Annotated in this window: 14 protein-coding genes; 8 read left to right on the top strand and 6 right to left on the bottom strand. The window is 73.8% G+C overall.

All coding sequences use genetic code 11. The features are described from left to right. Positions 1 to 160 precede the first annotated feature (160 nt). Positions 161 to 1,168, bottom strand: a complete 1,008-nt coding sequence (locus tag ACIA8F_RS36440) for a LacI family DNA-binding transcriptional regulator (protein WP_399385328.1) — start codon at positions 1,166 to 1,168, stop codon at positions 161 to 163. Positions 1,169 to 1,295: 127 nt separating this feature from the next. Then, positions 1,296 to 2,876, bottom strand: a complete 1,581-nt coding sequence (locus ACIA8F_RS36435; RefSeq protein WP_399385327.1) for a carboxylesterase/lipase family protein — start codon at positions 2,874 to 2,876, stop codon at positions 1,296 to 1,298. 263 nt (positions 2,877 to 3,139) lie between these two features. Here ACIA8F_RS36435 and ACIA8F_RS36430 point away from each other — a divergent pair, with 263 nt between their 5' ends. Continuing rightward, positions 3,140 to 3,421 carry a hypothetical protein gene (locus tag ACIA8F_RS36430; protein ID WP_399385326.1) on the top strand — a complete coding sequence of 94 codons (282 nt, stop codon included), beginning with the start codon at positions 3,140 to 3,142 and terminating at the stop codon, positions 3,419 to 3,421. Between the two features lie 483 nt (positions 3,422 to 3,904). Here ACIA8F_RS36430 and ACIA8F_RS36425 read toward each other — a convergent pair whose 3' ends face one another. Then, positions 3,905 to 4,645 (bottom strand): phosphatase PAP2 family protein, encoded by a 741-nt coding sequence (locus ACIA8F_RS36425; RefSeq protein ID WP_399385325.1) that lies wholly within the window; start codon positions 4,643 to 4,645, stop codon positions 3,905 to 3,907. Positions 4,646 to 6,078: 1,433 nt separating this feature from the next. Here ACIA8F_RS36425 and ACIA8F_RS36420 point away from each other — a divergent pair. The 5 genes from ACIA8F_RS36420 to ACIA8F_RS36400 all read left to right on the top strand — a co-directional run bounded on the left by ACIA8F_RS36420 (position 6,079) and on the right by ACIA8F_RS36400 (position 13,586). Further along, positions 6,079 to 7,332, top strand: coding sequence for an MFS transporter (locus ACIA8F_RS36420; protein ID WP_399385324.1), 1,254 nt, complete (start codon positions 6,079 to 6,081; stop codon positions 7,330 to 7,332). 227 nt (positions 7,333 to 7,559) lie between these two features. Next, a complete protein-coding gene (surE, locus tag ACIA8F_RS36415; RefSeq protein ID WP_399385323.1) occupies positions 7,560 to 8,486 on the top strand; it encodes a 5'/3'-nucleotidase SurE in 927 nt (308 codons plus the stop codon). A 308-nt stretch (positions 8,487 to 8,794) separates the two neighbouring features. Beyond that, positions 8,795 to 10,270: a carboxylesterase/lipase family protein gene (locus ACIA8F_RS36410; RefSeq protein ID WP_399385322.1), complete on the top strand. Its 1,476-nt coding sequence runs from the start codon at positions 8,795 to 8,797 to the stop codon at positions 10,268 to 10,270. Positions 10,271 to 10,572: 302 nt separating this feature from the next. Continuing rightward, positions 10,573 to 12,108 (top strand): hypothetical protein, encoded by a 1,536-nt coding sequence (locus tag ACIA8F_RS36405; protein WP_399385321.1) that lies wholly within the window; start codon positions 10,573 to 10,575, stop codon positions 12,106 to 12,108. 17 nt (positions 12,109 to 12,125) lie between these two features. After that, entirely contained in the window at positions 12,126 to 13,586 is a 1,461-nt protein-coding gene (locus ACIA8F_RS36400) for a hypothetical protein (RefSeq protein ID WP_399385320.1), read from the top strand. Between the two features lie 35 nt (positions 13,587 to 13,621). Here ACIA8F_RS36400 and ACIA8F_RS36395 read toward each other — a convergent pair whose 3' ends face one another. Beyond that, positions 13,622 to 14,404 carry a lysophospholipid acyltransferase family protein gene (locus ACIA8F_RS36395; RefSeq protein ID WP_399385319.1) on the bottom strand — a complete coding sequence of 261 codons (783 nt, stop codon included), beginning with the start codon at positions 14,402 to 14,404 and terminating at the stop codon, positions 13,622 to 13,624. A gap of 75 nt (positions 14,405 to 14,479) precedes the next feature. Here ACIA8F_RS36395 and ACIA8F_RS36390 point away from each other — a divergent pair, with 75 nt between their 5' ends. After that, positions 14,480 to 14,779 carry an acyl carrier protein gene (locus tag ACIA8F_RS36390; RefSeq protein WP_399385318.1) on the top strand — a complete coding sequence of 100 codons (300 nt, stop codon included), beginning with the start codon at positions 14,480 to 14,482 and terminating at the stop codon, positions 14,777 to 14,779. Here ACIA8F_RS36390 and ACIA8F_RS36385 read toward each other — a convergent pair. Then, the gene (locus ACIA8F_RS36385; RefSeq protein WP_399385317.1) at positions 14,776 to 15,711 is read right to left on the bottom strand and encodes an ion transporter; all 936 of its coding nucleotides are present in this window, start codon (positions 15,709 to 15,711) and stop codon (positions 14,776 to 14,778) included. The genes ACIA8F_RS36390 and ACIA8F_RS36385 overlap by 4 nt on opposite strands. A 209-nt stretch (positions 15,712 to 15,920) precedes the next feature. Here ACIA8F_RS36385 and ACIA8F_RS36380 point away from each other — a divergent pair, with 209 nt between their 5' ends. Next, positions 15,921 to 17,294: a CoA transferase gene (locus tag ACIA8F_RS36380; RefSeq protein ID WP_399385316.1), complete on the top strand. Its 1,374-nt coding sequence runs from the start codon at positions 15,921 to 15,923 to the stop codon at positions 17,292 to 17,294. A gap of 176 nt (positions 17,295 to 17,470) precedes the next feature. Here the strand turns inward: ACIA8F_RS36380 and ACIA8F_RS36375 are convergent, their stop codons facing one another. Beyond that, positions 17,471 to 19,507: a putative Ig domain-containing protein gene (locus ACIA8F_RS36375; RefSeq protein WP_399385315.1), complete on the bottom strand. Its 2,037-nt coding sequence runs from the start codon at positions 19,505 to 19,507 to the stop codon at positions 17,471 to 17,473. Positions 19,508 to 19,972: the final 465 nt, after the last annotated feature.

Below are 19,972 nucleotides of genomic sequence, written 5' to 3'. Positions count from 1 at the left end.
CGCCCCCCGCCCCCCCGGGGGGCCCCCCCCCCCCCGCCCGGGGGGGGGGGGGGGCGGGGGCGCGGCCCCCCCCCCCCCCGGGGGGGGGGGGGGCCCCCCCCGGGCCCCCCCCCCCGCCCGGTGTTCCGTCCCGAGGAGCGCCCTCACCCGGTGCGGGAGGTCAGGACGTCTCGCGCTGGACGAGGACCGCCTCTATGTCGGGTACGGGCGCCGTGGTGCCCGTCTCGATGAGCTCGTGCACGGCGTCGGCCACCATGGCCGGCGAGACCAGGTCCAGGCGGATCGAGGTCAGCGGGGGCTCCTGCAGCGCGGCGAGGACCAGGTCGTCGGAGCCGACGACCGCCACGTCCTGCGGTACGGAGATCCCCTCGGCGCGCAGCGCGTGCAGGAGCAGGGCGGCGTACTCGTCGTTGTACGCGAAAACGGAGTCGAGTCCGAGGCTCCGCCAGCGGCCGGCCAGCGCGGTCGCGGACTCCCGGGTGTAGGAGAGCTCCACCGGGGTCACGGTGGCCAGGTGGCGGGCGGCCACCGACTCGGCGCCGGCCAGCCGCGGTTCGGCAAGGATGCCGAGGCCGCGTTCCCGGGGCATGACCACGCCGATGCGGGTCCGGCCGCGGGCGATCAGGTGCTCGGCGGCGGTGGCGCCGATGAGGGCGTGGTCGAAGCCGATGGTGTGTACGCCCGGCAGCGGGCGGGCCGCGAAGGCGAGCAGCCCCCGTACCCCGGCGCGCCGCAGCAGTTCGGCGGCCTCCGCAGTGAGGCGGTCGCCGTCGAGGGCGATGACGGCCGCCGGACGCAGCTCGGCCCAGGCACGGGCGGCGTCGAGTGGATCGGCGAAGCGCCCCGCGTGCAGGACCGCGGTGTAGCCGTGCCGGTCGAGCTCGCTGTGCAGGTCGTCGACCCAGTCGCTGACGAGGCGGCCGACCGCGGAGATCGACGAGGGCATCAGGACCAGATTGCTCCGCCCGGCCCGCAGGGACCGGGCCGCGGCGTGCGGTACGTAGCCGAGCTGCCGGGCCGCGTCGAGGACGCGCGCGCGGGCCGCTTCGCCCACGCGGTGGCCTTGGGTGTCGTTGAGGACGAAGGAGACCGTCGCGCGGGACACCCCGGCGAGGCGGGCCACGTCGGCGCTGGTCGGGGATGCCGGGAGAGGAGTGTCTTTGGCCATGACGTCGATCGACGCTCCTTTTGATCGGCTCGCTGCCTTCCGTTCGCAGGTTACACGAGTTAGATCAAGGGAGCGGTGGCCCGCCCGAATGGGCGGGCCACCTCCTGGAGGCCGTCACTGGGCTGCTCTACTCGCGCCGGGGGAGCGCTCCCCCGTGCAGGCGCCGGGCATCCCCGGCGAGATCGTCGAGGGCGCTGACCACGGAGTCGAAGCGCATCGTGGTGCGGGTGTCCTTCTCGTACGGGTTCCATGCGGGCATGTCCGCGTGGTTCGGGTCGCCGGTGCGGACGAAGGCGATCCAGGCTCCGTGCAGGGTGCGGGCGAGCCCGTCCCGGACGGCGGGGTCGAGCCCGGCCGTCAGGGGTACGTGCGCCCACTGGTCGAAGTTGGCGAAGGCGAAGGGCAGTTCGAGGCAGTGCGCCGCCCCGAGGCGGCCGTCGTAGGCGGCCGTGGGCAGGTCGAACTGGTAGGCCCACACCGGACGGCCCGCCGCGGCCCGTGCCTCTGCCAGCCGGAGGGCGGGCACCCGGAAGAGCTCGTCGGTGATGAGGTCCATCAGGACGCCGGCCGGCCCGGCTCCGGGCCGGGTGCGCTCGTACGCCGCGTACACCTCGGGGGCCGCTTCGGGGCCGAAGGTGTCCGCGATCCGGGCGGTCACCTGCTCCCGGTCGGCTGCGGCGTAGGCCTCGTTCAGGGCGAATCCGAAGTTGGCCTCCTCCCGGGTCCAGCCGATCATCACCTCGATGTCCGCGGCGGCGTCCTGCAGCAGGGCCCGGGCCGGGTGGCGGGCCAGCGTGACCCCGTCGACCACGGGCAGGAACGGCGTCGGCCAGTACCCCCACCGCGTCGTCAGCGCGAAGAGCCCGCCCATGGCGCCGATCAGCTCCGGCCAGGGCACGGCGCGCAGCTCGGCCAGGGTCTTGACCCCGGCGAGCTCCAGGAAGGCGGCGGTGCGCTCCCGGCAGGCATCGGGTGCGGGGAGGTCCAGGCCGAACGGCGGGCTCATCAGGATCACCCGGCGGATCATCCCCCGGGCCTCGGGCAGGCCGGCGAGGGCGGCCGTGGACACCGCGCCGCCCGACTGCCCGGCGACGGTGATCGAGTCCGGGTCGCCGCCGAAGGCGGAGATGTTCTCCCGTACCCAGCGCAGGGCGGCGAGCTGGTCGCTCAGCCAGTGGTTGGCGCCGGAACCGTCGCCGAGCGGCTCGTCCTCGGAGCCGGCGCCGGTGCCGGTGCCGGTGCCGGTGTAGAGGTAACCGAGCGGCCCGATGCGGTAGTTGATGCTGACGACGACCAGGTCCCCGTCACGGGCGAAGGTGGCACCGGAGTAGTTCGGCAGTGACCCGGAGCCGGAGACGAAGCCCCCGCCGTGGATCCAGAGCAGCACCGGCCGCCGGGCGTCGTCCACCGCGGGCGTCCAGAGGGAGAGGGTCAGGCAGTCCTCGTCGAAGGGCGGGGAACCGTGACCGCCGAGAACGGGGTCCCCGCCCTCCACGTACATCTGCGGGGCGCTGGGCCCGTCGGCGGTCGCGTCCCGGGTACCGCTCCAGCCCGGGTGCGGCTGCGCGGGCCGCCAGCGCAGCTCGCCGACCGGGGGAGCGGCGTAGGGCACGGCCCGGAAGACGGCCAGCCCGTCCTCGACCGCACCGCGCAGCGGGCCCGCGGGCGGATGTGCCACGGGGTGATCGGGTCCTGGGGTGGGTGCCATGAGTCGATCCTTCCTGGGTCGCGCACCGATCGCGCACCGACCCGCCAAGAGTATTGCGCTGATTCTGCGAGCGTCAATCTTTCGCGATATTCGGGCTGGGGGGAGGTGGTGGAAGTCGGGCCTGCCCCGCGCGCGGAAATGCCGGCCCGGGAGGGTCGATGGGAGCAACAATGCTCGGCACGACGACGTGAAGAGCAGCGGCCGGACGGCAGCATTGGCGCAAGACCGGCACCTGGAACACGGCTCTGGAGGGTGGCCGGCGCGTGTGCGCCACTTGTGGCACGGCCGTCTGCTCCTACCCGTACCGCTTCCATCCGCCCGAGTCCGCGATGTTCGAGCGCTGCATCGGGCTCGCCTGGTGTTCCCCATGCCGGATCTACGGAGCCAACGTGGTGCACGTCCCGCGGCAACGGCTCCTCGTCGACGACTTCTCCGCGCTACCTTCCGAGCAACGGGACCGGGTTCTGCGTTCGGAGACGCGCGTGATCGAGTACTTGGACCGCCTGGCCCGGGAGGCGGAGGTCAGGGCCGCCGGTCGGCCGTGATGAGGGGAAGGCGTCTGCGCGGTGCCGCCGAGTTCGTCCATGTCGGGCCGCTCTCACGGTTTGCGCCGTGGGGTCTGGCCTGCCTGCCGGGCTGCCGCGGCGGGGCGTGCCGCGCGGGCATGCCGGGTCGGCTCGTGTCGCCCAGGCGTCTGGTGCCGGTCGGTCGGTCCCGCTGCCGTGTCCGCCCTGTCCGCCCTGGGTAAATGGCCTGGCTCGGTGCTTGCTTGGATGGTCGGATCCGGCCGCCGGTCCTGCTGTGTGGCGGTTGGTGTGGCCGTACGCCTGGTGTCGGCCGCATCTCCGGGTGCCCCAGCCCGGCGGCCCGGCCGGTGGGCTCGGGTCGCCCGGAGGGGCGGGGAACGTCCGGTCCGGCCTGGCGACCTGGACAGGCCGGTCGGTCGGACGATCAGGGTTACGGCAGCGCGCCCGGCCCGGAGGGATGGGAGCCCCGGTCGGAGTGCCCCTGGGCACCGCGCCGGGTGGTCACGTCCACAGGGTGTCGGACGCCATGCGTTCCGCCTCCGTTTCCAAAAGGGGCGCGAACGCGCGCCACAGGAGCAGGCAGGCCCCGACGGCCGCCAGGGCGCCGGCGAAGGTGTCGCTCAGCCACTGGGCGTGCTGCCAGGTGCGGCTCCACATCATGGCGCCGGTGTAGCAGGCGCCGAACAGCCACCACCAGCGCCTGCCGCCCGGCGGGAACAGCACCACGGCGGCGGCCATCACCAGGGCCACCGCGCTGAAGACCTGGCCGGACGGGTACGAGCCGTCATTGACCAGCACCCAGGTGTGCGGGGGCCGCGGCCGGTCGGCCAGCTGCTTGAGCGGCAGCACCAGGAGCATGTTGGCCACGACGGCCGTGGTGAAGACGAAGAGCGCCGACCGCCAGCGCCCGTACATGCACAGACAGCCCATCAGCAGCAGCGGCACGACCGTGCCCAGCGGCCCGCCCAGGCGGTCGAGCACCGTGGCGAACCCGCTGGCGGCATCGGCGGGCGACCCCTTCAGCGAAGCGGCCCAGACATCGTCGAGGCCCTGGAAGAAGGGTCGTTCGTCCAGGCGCAGGAGCAGTCCCGTCAGCACGGACAGCAGAGTCAGCGCCGCGCCCCAGGCGAGCGCGTACCGGGGCGGAGCCGCGGGAACGGGCCGCCGGGGAGGCCGGGTGGTGCCCGGGGGCGGGGTGAGGGCGTGATCGGGGAAACCGGGGAAACCGGGGAAACCGGGCATGACGGAAAACCTTTCGCGGCCGTCTCCCCGGGCGATGGGGGACGCAGGAAGACGGCGGACGGGCGCGAAGCGCGGGAACGGAGGCGACGGCTGCGCCGAAGAGCGCGCCGAGGGAGGTGCGTGGAGGGCGCAGGGCCGAGGCGGTCGCGCGGATGACGCCGCACGGGCCAGGCGCCCCGACGGGCGGGGTAGAGAGAGGGGCCGCGCGCCGAAGCGCGTCCCGGGAGGTTCGTGGAGATGTGCGCCAGATGCAGCCGCGCCGATGGCGGCGTGCGGGCGGTGCCGGGGTGTGTCGAGGGGATGGTGGAGGTAGGCGTGCCGACGGCGGAGGCGGGCGCGTCGAGGGGGTGGTGGCGGTGTGCGGCGGGAGCAGGCGTGCAGATGGCGACGCACCGCGGAGCGCCGGGCCGCCGAGGTGTCCGGAGCGGCCCGAGTGAGCCGGCCTGGGTGGCATTGACGTCCCTGAGGGTGCCTCGGTCGCCCGGGCAGGCCGAGTTGGCTGTTCGCCGGCGGCAGCCGGAGTGGCCGAGTCGCCATGGGGTGGGGCGTGTTGCCCCCGGCTGAACTCGCCTGCCCTGGAGATGCCACGGCTCCCCGAGTTGGCCGAGTGGACCCGTATACCGGCCTGAGCCGACCGAGCTGCCGGGGTTACCGGAGGCTCGGTCGGGGTGCGGTGGGGAGTATTGCGGAAGCGTGACCGTCGCCACAAGGGCAAGAGGGTTCTCAGTCGGGCTGGAAGCCCGCGGAGGCCGCATTTAGGTGGTTACACGTGATCCACCTGGACTTCGTCCATGGGTCACGATCTGTGCGGAGGGCTGCTCCAACCCTTGGCGAGACCGGGGAACGAGTGCTACACAGTGTCCAGCACCGCAAGTGACACGTGTAACAACATCGTGTTTCGGTCACCCGACGTCTCACTACCAAGCACCACGCGGCACAGCACCGAAGCACCGAACCACGAAGCACCCGCTCGTCGCGGCACCGCACCCGGCGGCGCAGCGCAACCGGGCACCACCCGGCCAGCACCACCGCGCCGCAGGCACTCGGCACCACACCGCACCCGCTCGTCGTGGCGCACCGCAGCACCGCACCCGGCGGCGTAGCGCCACCCGGCGCAGCACCGTACCCACGCGGTGCGGCGCAGCATGCAGCACCGCACCCGGCGTCGCAGCACAACCCGGCACCACCCGGCACCACCCCGCACCGCACCCCACCGCGCCGCAGGCACCCGGCATCACTCCGCACCCCGTCGAGCAATCGCACCGCGTCGGCCGCCTCGCGCTCGGCGCGGCATTCCCCCCGGTGACGCCCACGTGCACGACAGCACACGCACCCGCATCCGCATCCGCACCCCCGGCGTCGCCGCCCTCCCCGCGCACCGCACCGGCGGTCCCCCCACGCCACCTCCCCGCTCCGTCCCCCGAGGAGTCGTCATGGCTACGAACGAGATCATCGACCCGCCCGTCCCGGCGGATCCCGAACCCTCCCGCGGACGCGGGCTCCTGCTCCTCCTGCTGGTCGCGAACTCCGCGATGATGGCCGTCTACATGGGCGTCGGCTCCGTCCTCCTGCCCACCCAGATCGAGGCGATCGCCGGCGACGACAAGGTGGCCGTGCTCGGCCTGATCGGCGGTATCAGCGCGATCTTCGCGACGGCGTTCAACCCGATCGCCGGAGCCCTCTCCGACCGCAGCGGCCGTCGCAACCCCTGGGTCCTGGGCGGCGCGCTCGGCTCACTCGTGGGACTCGCCGTCCTCGGCAGCGTCGGTACCGCACTGCTCGTCGGGATCGGCTGGTGCCTGGTCCAGGCGACCATGAACATCTATCAGGCCGCCGTCACCGCGATCGTGCCCGACCGGGTGCCCGCCGCCCGGCGCGGTACCGCATCCGCGCTGGTGGGGCTGGGCCTGCCCATCGGCGGTACGGTCGGCGTGCTGATCGCTTCCCAGACCTCGGAGCACCTGCGTACCGGCTACCTCGTCTTCGGCGCGGTCATCGCCGGAGCCGCACTGCTCCTCACCGGCTTCTGCCGAGACGTACCGAGATCCGCGCCCGCCCCGGACGTACCGGCCGCCCCCAAGGGGGCCCAGCTCAAGGCCTTCCTGTCGGCGCTCGCCAACCACGACTTCCGATGGGCCTTCATCGGCCGCGCCCTGATGGTCCTCGGCTACTTCTCGGTGGTCGGCTACCAGCTCTACATCCTCGGCGACCACATCTCGCTCCCCGCCGGGCTGGCCCCGCCCGCCGCGATGGCGATCCTCACGCCCGTGTCGATGGTCGCGATGGCCGTCTCCACCGTGGTCGGCGGGCTGCTGTCCGACCGCTGGAACCGCCGCAAGGTGTTCGTCGGCGTCTCGGCGGCCCTCGCCGGGCTGGTCATGGTGGTCCCCGTCGTCAGCCCGACCTGGACCGGCATGCTCGTCTTCAGCGCGCTCAACGGCCTGGCCTTCGGCTGCTTCATGGCCGTCGACACCGCGCTCGTCACCCTGGTGCTGCCCCGGGCCGAGGACGCCGCTCGCGACATGGGCGTACTGAACATCGCGAACGCCGGGCCGCAGATCATCGCCCCGTTCGTGGCCTCGGCCGTGGTCACCACCCTGGGCGGGTACACCCCGTTGTTCCTGGTCGGCGGCGCGCTCTCGCTGATCGGCGCCCTCGCGATCCTGCCCATCCGCAGCGTGCGCTGATCCCTCCCGGTCCGGGTTCCGTACGGGGCTTCGCGCCCTCGGAGCCGCTTCGGCCGCCGGGCCGTCCCTTCCGGGCGGCGGCCCGGCCCGCGCTCCGGCGGGCTCGCGCCGTGGGTCGCGAGCCCGCCGGGCCCCACCCTTGCCGACCCTCACGCCGTTCGACTTCCCCTCCCCTCCATTCCCTCCCCTTCATTCCCTCCACCCTGACCTCTTCTAAGGAGCGTTCCGTGCAACGCAAGCGAGTTCTGCCGTTGGCCGCCCTGCTGCTCTGCGCGCCGGCCCTCGCCGGTACGGTGCCCGCCGCCGCGGCCGAGCCGCACGGCGGGCCGGCGCCCGCACCGGTGCCCGCGGGCCCGCTGCGGATCCTGCTCACCAACGACGACGGCTACAACGCCCCCGGCATCCGGCTGGCCTTCGCGCGGCTGACCGCCGCGGGGCACGACGTCACCATCGTGGCCCCGCTCACCAACCAGAGCGGCGCCGGTACGAAGACGTCCAGCGCCCCGTCCCTCACGGTGCGCCACCCCGAGCCGAAGGTCTGGGCGGTCGACGGATCCCCCGGTGACTCGGTGAACTTCGGTCTCTCCGAGGTGTTCGAAGGGCGGGCGCCCGATCTCGTCGTGTCGGGCACCAACTTCGGCCCGAACGTGGCCGCGCTCGCCACCCACTCCGGTACGGTCGGCGGCGCCATCGCCGGACTCGACGCCGGTGTGCCCGCCATCGCCCTGAGCACCGGTGGCGTCACCGCTCCCGACCCCGTGACCACGGTCAACGCGATGGGTCCGACGCTCGACTTCGCGGTCAAGCTGATCGACCGGCTGCGTTCGCGGGCCCGTTCCGGCCCGCTGCTTCCCCAGGGTGTCGGCCTCAACGTCAACCACCCCGTCGTCGGGGCCGACGGCAAGGGAACCCCGGCCGGGGTGGCCACCACCTTCCAGGACGCGCAGGCGCTCCTGAAGGCCGACTTCACCGACGCCGGCGACGGCACCTGGAAGGTCGGCGTGAAGGTGGACCTGAAGGCTCCGGCCCGGGGCAGCGACGTGGAAGCCGTGAGCGCCGGAAAGATCGCCGTCAGCCCGATCAGCGCCGACTGGAACACCGGGCCGGTCGACTTCGCCGTCACCGCGGTCCTGCTCGCCGGGCTCCGCCCGTAGGCCGGTCCCTGCCCCGGGCGCAGCCCCACCACGGCCCCGAGGGCAGGGCCCTGCCCTCGCGCCCCCGCCGACCGCACCAGCCGGCCTCCCGGAGGCGGGGCGGGGCGTCCCGCGCCCCGTCCCGCCCCCGGATCGTCCCGAACCCAGGAGTACGGATGCCACGGCTCTCCCACCGGATCACCCGCCTTTCCACCTCAAGGTCTTTACCGTGCACGGTAGTTGTCCTCGCAACGCTGATCGCCGCCATCCTCCCGGCAGCCGCCTCGCCGAGCCTCGCCGCGGCGGTTCCGGGCGGCTCTCCCCGCCCTGTGGTCTCCCTCGCGCAGGGCGCGCTGCGCGGCCGCGCCCACGACGGGGCGCAGGAGTTCCTCGGCGTGCCCTACGCCGCCGCCCCGGTCGGGGAGAACCGGCTGCGGGCCCCGCAGGCGCCCCGGCGCTGGAACGGTGTGCGCGAGGCCGTCGAACAGGCCCCCGCCTGCCTGCAGTTCTCGCCCTTCGGACTCCGCGATCCGGCGGCCGTCAGCGAGGACTGCCTGTACCTGGACGTGTACCGGCCCGGCGGCGCCCGCGCCGGTGCCCGGCTGCCCGTGATGCTCTGGATGCACGGGGGCGCGTACAGCCAGGGCACCGGCACCCAGTTCGGCGGACGCACCATGGCGGAGCTGACCGGATCCGTCGTGATCAGCATCAACTACCGCCTGGGACAGCTGGGTTACCTGTCACTGCCTGAGCTGGGCCGGGAGGACGCGCTGCGCTCCGGTTCCTTCGGGCTGATGGACCAGATCCAGGCGCTGCGCTGGACGAAGGAGAACATCGCGGCCTTCGGCGGGGATCCGGGCAACGTCACGGTCTCCGGCCAGTCCGCGGGCAGCGGTTCGGTGTGCGGGCTGCTGGCCGCCCCGTCGGCGGCCGGCCTCTTCCACCGGGCCGTGCTGCAGAGCGGCCCGTGCACGCTGCTGCGCCCCCCCGACCGCGCGCGGGCCGAGTCCGAGGCGCGCGGGTTCGCGGCGGGTGCGGGCTGCCCCGATCCGGCCGTCGTCGTGGCCTGCCTGCGTGCCGCTTCCGGGCCGTCACTGGTGGACGCCGCCCGGACGCGGCCCACTTCGGGTCCCGCGTCCGGCGACGGGCTGCTGCCGCGGGATCCGGCCGCGGCGATCTCGGCCGGGCACTGGAACAAGGTCCCCGTCCTGATCGGGAGCACCCGCTCCGAGGCGCGCTTCTTCGTCGCGCTGACCCAGCCCGGCCTGACGGCCGCGCAGTACGCCGAACAGGTACTCGCCGCCTACGGCACGGCCGGGCCGGAGGTCCTCTCGCGCTACCCGGTGGCCGCGCACGGATCCCCGTACCTGGCACTGTCGGCGCTCAAGACCGATTCGACGTTCGCCTGTGAGACGGCGTGGACGGCCCAGTCGTTCGCCCGCCAAGTACCGACTTTTGCCTACGAGTTCAATGATCCCGATTCGCCCACCCTGGCGGGCGCGCAGGTCCCCGGCCTGGACGAGTCGAACGCGCACAGCGCCGAGCTCGCCTACCTGCACGACTTCACCATGGGCGCACGGCCCCTGACCTCCGTCCAGACTGCCCTGGCCACCCGGATGAAACGCTACTGGGGTGCCTTCGCCCGCCACGGGGTTCCCGCGGTCGCGGGCCAGACACCCTGGCCGGCGACCGGACCGGGCGGCACCGTACTGACCCTGGCGCCCGCGGGGGACCGGCTCGACCGGGTCTTCGCGGCCGAGCACCAATGCGGCTTCTGGCGCGACCAGCCCTCCCGGCCGCTCTGACGGGAGACGGGACCCGGTGGTCCGTACGGGGGATGATCCGCGCTCGCGTCAACGCGTGAGCGGCGTGATCATCCTTTGGTGACCACCGAATGGACGGCGGCCCGGGGGGTGCCGCCACGCCGCCGGATGCCCCGAGGGCCACGGTCCCCACGGGCATCCGGCGGTTCATCGCGCCCCGACGCGGCTGCGGGACGCGGGGAGAGGGGGCATCAGCGCGCGGAGCGGACCGTGCGTGATGCCAGCATGCCCGTTCGGGCAACGGAGCCAGGCGAATCCGTTGCGTAGGCACGGGAGGTGGGAACGTGACTGCTCAAGCGGTGGGCACGGCGGCTCGCTCGACGCCCACGGGGCGCAGCTCCGCGGAGGCGCCCGCGGACCCCGCCGGGGTCGCGGAAGCGTCCGGGTCCGCGACCCCGGAAGGGGCCGCCGGGGGCACGGGAGCCGCCGAGACGGCGGTGGCCCGGACGGAGGCGGCCGTCGGACAGGGTCCGTGCCGCACGGATCCGGAACTGCTGCTCGCAGCCTCGGTGCTGTTGGCGGACGCCGCCCTGACGGCGAAGCAGGCGGGCGCCGAGCTGACGGGTGCGCTGAGCAGCTGGCGGCTGGGGCTGGCGGCGCTGCGCCGCCCGGCCTGGGCCCTCGGCACGGCGGTGTCGTGCGCGCGGGCACTGACCAGCCCGGCGGGACTCGGCTTCGGGGCCAACGGCGGACTGGCCGGCGAAGTGGCCAGGATCGCGGGGAACTTGACGTACCGCAGGCCGGCCGCCGTGGCCATGGCCGTGGACGCCTTCGCCCTGCGGATCAGGGCGATCGCCTCCGACCACCCCAATCTGGACTCGCCGCTCGCCAGGCGGCTGACCGACGCCATGGTGGCCGGGAACAGGCTGGAGGCGCTCCGTGCCATGTACGCGCTCGTCGAGCGACTGGGGGTCACGCGGGCCCTGACCACGATGAGCCCCGTGATCATGGAGCTGTCCGCGCTACTGGGCCTGCTCGACGAGAACCCGGTCAACGACGACTTCTCCTGGGTCACGCTGGCCGGCGGGGTACCGACCACGGATCCGGTCTTCGGACTGCCGAGCACCCTGCTGAAGTACCTCAACCCGGGCCCCGGCCGGGCCGAACGGGCGGACGCGGACTCCATCCTGGCGAAGGTGCTGGCCACGTCCGGCAACGACATCGTCAGCTACGTCAACGACATCGGGGCCCTGGGCAACCACGGGCTGGTGCTGCTGCGCCGCGTCGAGTGCACCGACGGCGCCGTACGGTACGTCCTGCTGTTGCCCGGAACCAGTTTCGGCCTGCTGAGCAACAGCACCCCGCAGGACCTGGTCGGAGCGTTCGACGGGCTGCTGCGCACCGATACGACGTACACGCGCGCCGCGCGCAAGCTGCTGCTGCGGGCCGGGGTGCCGGCCGGGTCCGAGCTCATGATCGTCGGCCACAGCCTGGGCGGCATGACCGCGATGAACCTCGCCGCGGACGTGGAGGTCTCGTCTCGCTACCAGCTCACGCACGTGATCGCGGTGGGCTCGCCCATCGACGGCAAACGCCCCGCGGACCACACCACCCAGGTGATCAGCCTCGTCAACAACCACGACGTGATCCCGATGATCGACGGCCGCGGCCCCGCCTCTCCCCACGAGATCCCCGCCGGCTGGGTCGAACTGGCCTGGCTGGACGAGTCGTACGACTACCCGCTGTCGCACGCCCCGCAGGCCTACTCGGACACCCTGCGCGGCCCCATGGCGCACCACCGGGAAGAGGTCAACGCCCTGATCGGCGCCTACGACGGCCGGATCGTCGGCAACCAGCCCTACATGCTGCGCGACAAGTGACCCAGGGAGAAACCGAGATGACCTCTTCCCGCGACGGCGGCGACCCCACGGCGAGCACCGCACCACGCGTCCCCCACGCTGCCTGGGCCCTGGAGAACGCCGTGTTCAGCGCGGCCATGGTCGCCCAGCGGCTGCCCTGGACGGACGCCGCGGCCCGCGCCCTCGGACTGGAGGCCCTGACCCGTGAAGGGGTGCGGCGCGCACTGCTGGAACACCTGCGGCGCACCCGCTCCGGGAGCCCGGTCCGGCTGCGGACCCCCTTCGGGAGCTTCCTCGTGGCGCTGACCCCCGCCGCGTCCGAATCCCTCCTCGTCCGGGCCGGCGAGGACCGGGTGTTGGAGCCCCCGGCCGGGCTCACCGGCGCCGGGCAGCGCTACGGGCTGTCCCCGCACACGGCGCTCGCCTGGGAGACCGCGGCACCGGGAGGAGAACTGCCCGCGCTCGCGGCCCGGTACGTCGACGAGGCCGTCGAGGGCCGGCGCGGGGACGGCACCCTGGAGTGGCAGGCCTGGAGCCGGGCGATGGCCGCGCTGGCCCGCCACCTGGTGGCGGGTGAGGCGGCCGCCGAGGACACCCTGCTGAGCGAGATCGTCACCCGGGCCGTCGCAGCGGACGGCCCGGGTGCCCGCACCGACCTCGAGGCCGCCCTCCGGCGCAGGACGGCCCGCTACCTCGAGGACCCCGCCCCGGACTCCCTGGCCGGCCGGCTGGTCGCGGCCGGAGCCTGCGCGGACACCGCGGCCGCGGCGGTGGCCCACGCGCTCGCCCTGGTGTCCGAGGCCGCGACCGCCACGACCCTGCAGGCCCTGGCCCTGCACTCGGTGGAACCGGAAGCCTCCCCGGAGGAAACCGTCGCCCGGGCGCTGCGCCACTACCCGCCGGTGGCCGCCGCCGTGCACCGGGTCCGGACGCCCTTCGTCTGGGAGGGCCTCGACATCGCCGCCGGTACGGAGATCCTGTGCGCCCCGGGCTGGCTCCCCGACCCGAAGGGCGGCGCGGGCCCCGGGATCTGGCCCTCCGCGCTGTGCGGAGCGCCCGGAGCCTGTGCGGCGAGCCGGCTCGGGGTGCTCGTCGCCGAGGAGCTCCTCCGCGCGGTCACGGCAGTCGCCCGGCCCTTCGTGGTCTCGCCGCGGCTGGTCGCCGGCCGGCTGCCGGGCACGCTCGAGGCGCGCTCGCTCCTCGTCTCCCTCCGGGAACTCCCGGGCGGCCGGGGCGACGGCCGGGTGACGGTGGGCAGGCCGGCGGCGCTGCCCGTCCCGGTACGCGGCTGCGCACCCGCCTCCTACGGAGCTCTGGCGCAGACCAGCGCCGACCGGCTGGCGGAACACGCGGTGAGCCTCGCGGCCTGTGCGGGGGCCGAGGGCTGGGACCGGGACGAGGCGGGGGAGAGCTTCCGCATGGTCCTGCTCGACCACGCGGGACGCTGCGAGCGGGCGGCCGCCGGTGTCCGGAAGGCGGCGACCCGGCTGGCGGACTGAGGCGCGGGACCGGGCGGCACGCGGTGGCCGCCCGGTCACCAGAAGGGCGTCCCGCGCCTGTCGCGCTCCCTGTCCACCAGGGACTGCAGGGCCTCCTGGGCCTCGTCGCACAGCAGGCGGGCCGCTGCCTTGCGGGCGGTGTAGGACTCCGGCCGGGGCGGTGCGGGGATCGGCTCGCCCACGGTGATGAGCCACTTGGCCGGCAGCGGGAGGAGCGTGGTGAGCGGGAAGTAGGGGAGGTCGAACAGCCGCGCCAGGGCGGGCACGTCACCGAACTTGGGATAGGTCTCCTCGGCGCCGATCACGGACACCGGGACGACGGGCGCTCCGGCCCGGACGGCGGTCGCCGCGAACCCGGGGCTGAACGGGCGCAGCCGGTAGCGGCTGCGGAACGACTTCTCCAGACCGGAAATTCCCTCGGGAAACACCCCCACGAGTTCCCCGGCGTTCAGATGTTCCAGCCCGAGTGTCGGGTCGATCGGAAAGGCGCCCAATTTCCGGGCGTACGAGCCGAGCACCGGAAATCGAAAAGTCAGAGAAGCGGCCGGAACGTTTAGCGGGCGGTCCAGGATCCGGGTGAGCGATTTGAGGAGGACGAACGCATCGAGCCCCCAGGCACCCGAATGGTTGGCCACGATCATGGCCGGCCCGTCCTGTGGAATGTTTTCCCCACCGGTGACCTCGAGCCGGAAGTAGTCGTTCATCAGCCAGTCGAGCAGCCGGTCCCAGGCGCCCTCCCCGGCTTCGCCGAGCCTCTCCTTCGCGTAGCGGAATTCGGCGGCCCCCGTCCCCGCCAGATCGGTCACGCTCTCCGACACGAGTATTCTCCTTTTCTCGCCGGCCGTTGTCGCCACCTTGGCGTAATGGCCGCACTATCGCAAATAGGAGCCGTCATGACCATTTCCACTCCCGAATCGACCGAATCGACTGATTCGATGATCGCTCTGATCAGTGAAATCATCGCTCCGATGGTGGATCTCGACGCCGCGGACGTGCACGCCGGTGCCCGGATGGGGGATCTGCTGACCGACTCGCTCATGGTGGTGGAGATGGCCATGGCCCTGCACGAGAAGCTGGACATCAAGGTCGACGAGGAGGAACTCCGCGACGGCACCCTCGCCGAGTTCGCCGCGCTCCTCGCCGTCCGCCGGGGCGCCGTGGCGGCCCCGGCGGACGGCTCCGCCCGGTCCTAGCGGGCGCCCGCCGAAGCGTGGGCCGGCTCCGCGGAGGCCTCGGACGCGGCCGCCGTGGCGTGCACGGTGTCGAGCTGGGCCTCCATGTCGTCGAGCGCACTGCGCACCGCGGCGATCCGCAGCAGCAGCTCGTCGGCGGCGTCCGGGGCCGACTGCGTCGCCAGGAGCGCGGCCCGCTTCTCCTCCTTCTCGGCCTCGTCCTCCATCTCCCGCGCCTCCTCCAGGGCGTTGAGGACCACGCCGATCAGGACGTTGACCAGCACGAAGGAGGCGAACAGTACGTAGGAGGCGTAGAAGAGGATGCTCAGCGGGGAGATGGTCAGCCCCGCGTGGACGGCGTCCCCGAGCCCCTCCAGCGTCATCAGCAGGAACAGGGTCAGACCGGCCCGGCCGATGGAGCCGTAGTGCTGCGGGTCGTGCTCGGCGAAGCAGATCCAGCCGATCATCGCGTACACGTAGACGATCAGCGCGCCCACGAACAGGAAGCTGACGGTACCGGGCAGGCTGCGGCCCACCGCCACCAGGAGGATCCGCAGCTGGGGCATGAACCTGGCCGTCCGCAGGACCCGCGCCAGCCGCAGCAGTCGCAGGAGCGTGGTGTTCTCCCGCAGGAACGGGACGAAGGCCGAGGAGACGACCAGCAAGTCGAAGACGTTCCAGGGGTCTTGGAAGAAAGCTTTCGGCCGGTCGGCGTGCGCGCCCAGGCGGATCAGCATCTCCAGGGTGAAGGCGATCACGCAGAAACGCTCGGTCGCCGACAGGAGGCCGGCGTACTCGGCGGACAGGCCGCTGTACGTCTCGGCGCCCAGGAGTGCGGCGTTGAAGAGGATCACCGCGAAAACGGTGAGCGAGAACGCGGGCGCCTCGCACACGTCACGGCAGTGTGCGGCAAGCCTTCCACGCCTGGTGTCCACCGCGGTCGGGTCGGTCATCGTGCTCCCTCGTACGGGCCACCGGCCGCCCCCGGCCCCGCACGCGCCGGCTGCGCCGCGACGGAAGACGAGGCAGCCGAGGCGATGTTCATGTTCCGCGTCGTGTAACGCCGTACGGGGGAATTCGAGACGCCCTGAAGCGCTACATCGCCCGATCGGGGACCCGGACCGCCCAGCGCGGGCCGCGGTGCGGCGGGCAGGATGGGCGCATGACGAGTCGTGACGGTGGGACCGGACAGGCACGGAACGGTGGGACCGGACAGGCACGGGACGGCGGGACCGGTCAGGCGTGGGCCGCGCTGGGCGGCCCCGAGGAGCTGGCGGGCCGGGTCGGCTACCGGGGGCCGGGCGGGCTGGCGGACGGGCCGCTGCCCGTACGGGAACTCGCGCGGGCCACGGTGGGCGTGTGCGCGCTGGCCGCCGCGGAGCTGGCCGCCGTACGGTCCGGTGGCGGTGCGCAGGACGTGGCTCCGCTGCTGGTCGACGAGGGGGCCGTGGCCACGGCGTTCGTCAGCGAGCGCCACTTGCTGGTGGACGGCCGGGCGCCCGTGTCGTTCGCGCCGCTGTCCGGCTTCTGGCGGGCCGCCGACGGGTGGGTGCGGACGCACGCCAACTATCCGCACCACGAGAGCGCGCTGGTCCGCGTCCTGGGCGCCGGGACCCGGGAGGGCGTGGCCGCGGCGATCGCCCGGCGCCGGGCGGCGGACGTCCAGGAGGAGGTCTACGCGGCCGGTGGGCTCGCGGTGGCCGTCGCGCAGGAGTACGGCCCGCCGCAGCCCCTCGTGGAACGGACCGGCCCGGGCGGACGCGGGCGGCCCCTCGGGGAGGTGGCCGCGGACACCGCACGGCCGCTGGCGGGGGTGCGGGTGCTCGACCTGACCCGGGTCATCGCGGGACCGGTGGCCACCAGGACGCTCGGACTGCTCGGCGTGGACGTCCTGCGGATCGACTCCCCGGGGCTGCCGGAGTCGGACGACGCGTACGCGGACACGGGGTTCGGGAAGCGGTCCGCCCTCCTCGACCTCGGGCAGGCGGGGGACCGGGCGGTGTTCGACGGACTGCTCGCCCGGGCGGACGTGGTGGTGACCGGATACCGGCCCGGAGCACTGGAGCGGTTCGGCCTGGCCGCGGACGAACTCCTCGCGCGGCGGCCGGGCCTGGTGGTGGCCGAGCTGTGCGCCTGGGGCCCGCGGGGCCCCTGGGCGGGGCGCCGGGGCTTCGACTCGCTCGTGCAGGCGGGGTACGGGATCTCCGCGGCCTGCGGGGACGAGCACGCCCCCGGGGTGCTCCCGGCGCAGGCGCTCGACCACGGGACGGGCTACCTGGCTGCCGCCGGGGTGCTACGGGCCCTCGCCGAGGGCGGTGGGCAGGCCCTGCGGTTCTCCCTCGCGGGGACGGCGTCCTGGCTGGTCCGCGAGGTCCCGGCGGCCGGCGCGGCCGTACCGGGGTACGCGCCGGAGCCGTGGCTGCGGGAGACCACGTCGGGGTACGGGCCGCTGCGCCACGCGGCTTCGCCGCTCGGGGGCGCGACGTGGGACCGGGGTCCGTCCCGCTGGGGCACGGACCGGGCGGCCTGGCTCTGAGCCGGGGCGGCGGAGCCGCGGGTACGCGCCGGGGCGGGGCCCCGGCCGGGGTGTCGGCCGGGGCCCCGCGGGTGGTGCCGCCCGCCTCCGGGGTGTGGAGGGGGCGGCATGCGTGGACCGGGTGGAGCGCGTGGAGTTGCTGGTCAGGTCAACGGACCGCGCGCCCGGGAGCCGGCCTAGAAGTAGACGTTCCAGGTGACGCTGACCGAGGAGGACTTGCCCGCGGCGTCGGTCACGGTGAGGGTGCTGCCGCCGAAGCCCCAGGTGGTGGGGGAGCCGGTGATGACACCCGTGGCGGCGTTGATGCTCAGCCCGGCGGGCAGGCCCGTGGCCTTGAAGGCGTAGGGCGCGGTGCCGCCGGTGACCTTGAGGGCGAGGCCGACGGGCTTGCCGATGTAGACGGTCTGGTTGCCCGGGTTCGTCAGCACGGGGCTGGTGCCCGTGACGGTGCTGACGGTCCAGGAGAACGCGGCCGACGCGGTCTTGCCGGCGTTGTCGGTGGCCGTGACGGTCACGTTGGAGGTGCCGGCCGTGGTCGCGGTACCGGTGATGGCGCCGGTGGTCGAGCCGATGCTCAGACCGGCGGGCAGGCCCGACGCGGACCAGGTGTACGGCGCGGTGCCGCCCGTGGCCTTGACGGTGAGGCCGGCCGCGGCGCCGACGGCGGAGCTCTGGCTGCCGGGGTTGGTGACGGACAGGGCCGTACCCGCGGTCGTGATCGTCCACGAGAAGGAGGTGGAGCCGGTCTTGCCGGTGTTGTCGGTGGCGGTGACGGTCACGTTGGAGGTCCCGGCCGTGGTGGGAGTGCCCGTGATGCTTCCGGTGGAGGAGTCGATGGCCAGCCCGGCGGGCAGGCCGCTCGCGGACCAGGTGTAGGGGGCCGTGCCGCCCTCGGCGCTGTTCTTCAGCTCGGGTATGCGGGCGCCGATGACGCCGTTCTGGGCCGAGACCGCGGCGACGGTGACGTTGCCGGGCTGCGGGTTGGAGGTGGTGAGCGTCAGCTTGAACTTGGTCAGGGCTTCGATCACCGGCTGGAAGATGGTGAACTTCTCGCCGCTGCCCGACGTACACGTGGCGCTGCCGCCGCCGGAGTGCAGGCCGACGGCCTTGCCACCGGTGGCCGAGACGTACGAACCACCGGAGTCGCCGCCGGCCGAGCAGGCGCTGGAGTACGACAGGCCGTCGATGACGACGTTGCCGTAGTCCACCTTCTGGTTGACCTTGGTGACCTCACCGCACTGCATCTGGGTGGTCTGGCCGGAGCGGCAGATCGCGGTGCCGACGACGGCCTCGGCCGAGCCCGTGACCGTGACGTCGGGCTTGCCGGTGATGTCCGTGTAGCCGGACACCTTCGGAGCGAGGTTCCATCCCGCCTGGTCGACGTCGACGAGGCCGAAGTCGCCCTCGGAACTGTTGATGCTGCTCTTGCCGTCCTTGTTGGAGGTACCCAAGCGGGTCCCGTCCTTGCCGTACACCGGCTGGTTGACGTCGTTGGTGCAGTGGCCGGCGGACAGGAAGGTCTTGCTGCCGTCCGCGGTCCGGCTGGCGGCGAACCCGATCGAGCAAGGGCTCTCGGAGCCCGGCACCCACTTCTCGCCGCCGACCACGTCACCGCCCTGCTGGCGAGGGCTGCCGGTGGTCTCGGTGACGTGGGCGATGCCGCCCAGGGCGCCGAGGCGGGCGACGAAGGCCTCGGTGGACGCGTCGCGCGCCGTGCGGTCGACCGTGACGTCGATCCGGTTGTTCCGGACGTCGGGGCCCCAGGACACCACACCCGCGATCCCGGACCCGATGGCGAGGGTCACGGTCCGGGCGGTGGCGGCCAGTTCGGCCGGGCTGTAACGGGCCGTCACGGCCACGGCGCCCGCGTCCCGCACCACCGCGGCGTCCGCCGCGCTGGAGACGGCCGCGTTCAGGCGTCCCGTGGAGGAGTCGAACCACATGCCCGCCACCCGGTCGCCGACCCGGCCCCGGATGAGGGTGGCGGCCTGGCCGGCCGCGGTCTCGTCGGCGATCCGGTCGCGGACCTGCGCGTCGGTGAGGTGGAGGTCGCGCTGCATGGCCTTCAGGAGCTGCGGGGACACGGACGGTCCGGGCTGCGCGGCGGGAGTGGCCTGCGCGGGCAGGGCGCCGAGGCCGCCGAGCGCGACGACGGCCGTGACCGAAGCGGCCGCGACAGAGGCCCACGTGGACCTGCTGGACAGATTTCGCACGGAAATCCCTTCATGGGGGGCGGACCGGAGGGGTAGGCCGGTACGGATGGGCGTCCCGTGGGGGAGCACGGGACCCGTTCACGTCCCCGGAGCACGGAGATCGGGGAGCCGCGTCTGCGCACTCCGGGGTGGCCAACAGAGTGATCCCGGGCCGGTACCGCGAGCATCGGAGGAAACCCTTGCTGCCGGTGCCGCCGTCCGCTCCGCCCCAACCGGCCCCGGAACAGCGCGCGTTGTCCTCCCGCGCAGGCCGCCCGGGGCTCGTGCGCGCGCGCAGGCGGGCGGCCGCCGCGCCCGCCTGCGCGCGTACGGCGTCCCGGGCCCGTCGCGCCGGGCCCGGGACGCCGTACGGCGGACCGCCCGGACCGCGCCCCCGCTCCTCCCGAGAAGGGCGCGGTGCTCCGGATCTGCCACCCCGCACCCGGAGCGCGGACGGCCCGCCGTCGCACCACCATCGCCGGGAGC

Origin of the sequence: Streptomyces sp. NPDC051563 (assembly GCF_044454225.1) — a bacterium.
GTDB lineage: Bacteria > Actinomycetota > Actinomycetes > Streptomycetales > Streptomycetaceae > Streptomyces.
The sequence above is the reverse complement of the archived record's forward strand: the minus strand, read 5'-3'. Positions and strand labels throughout refer to the sequence as shown.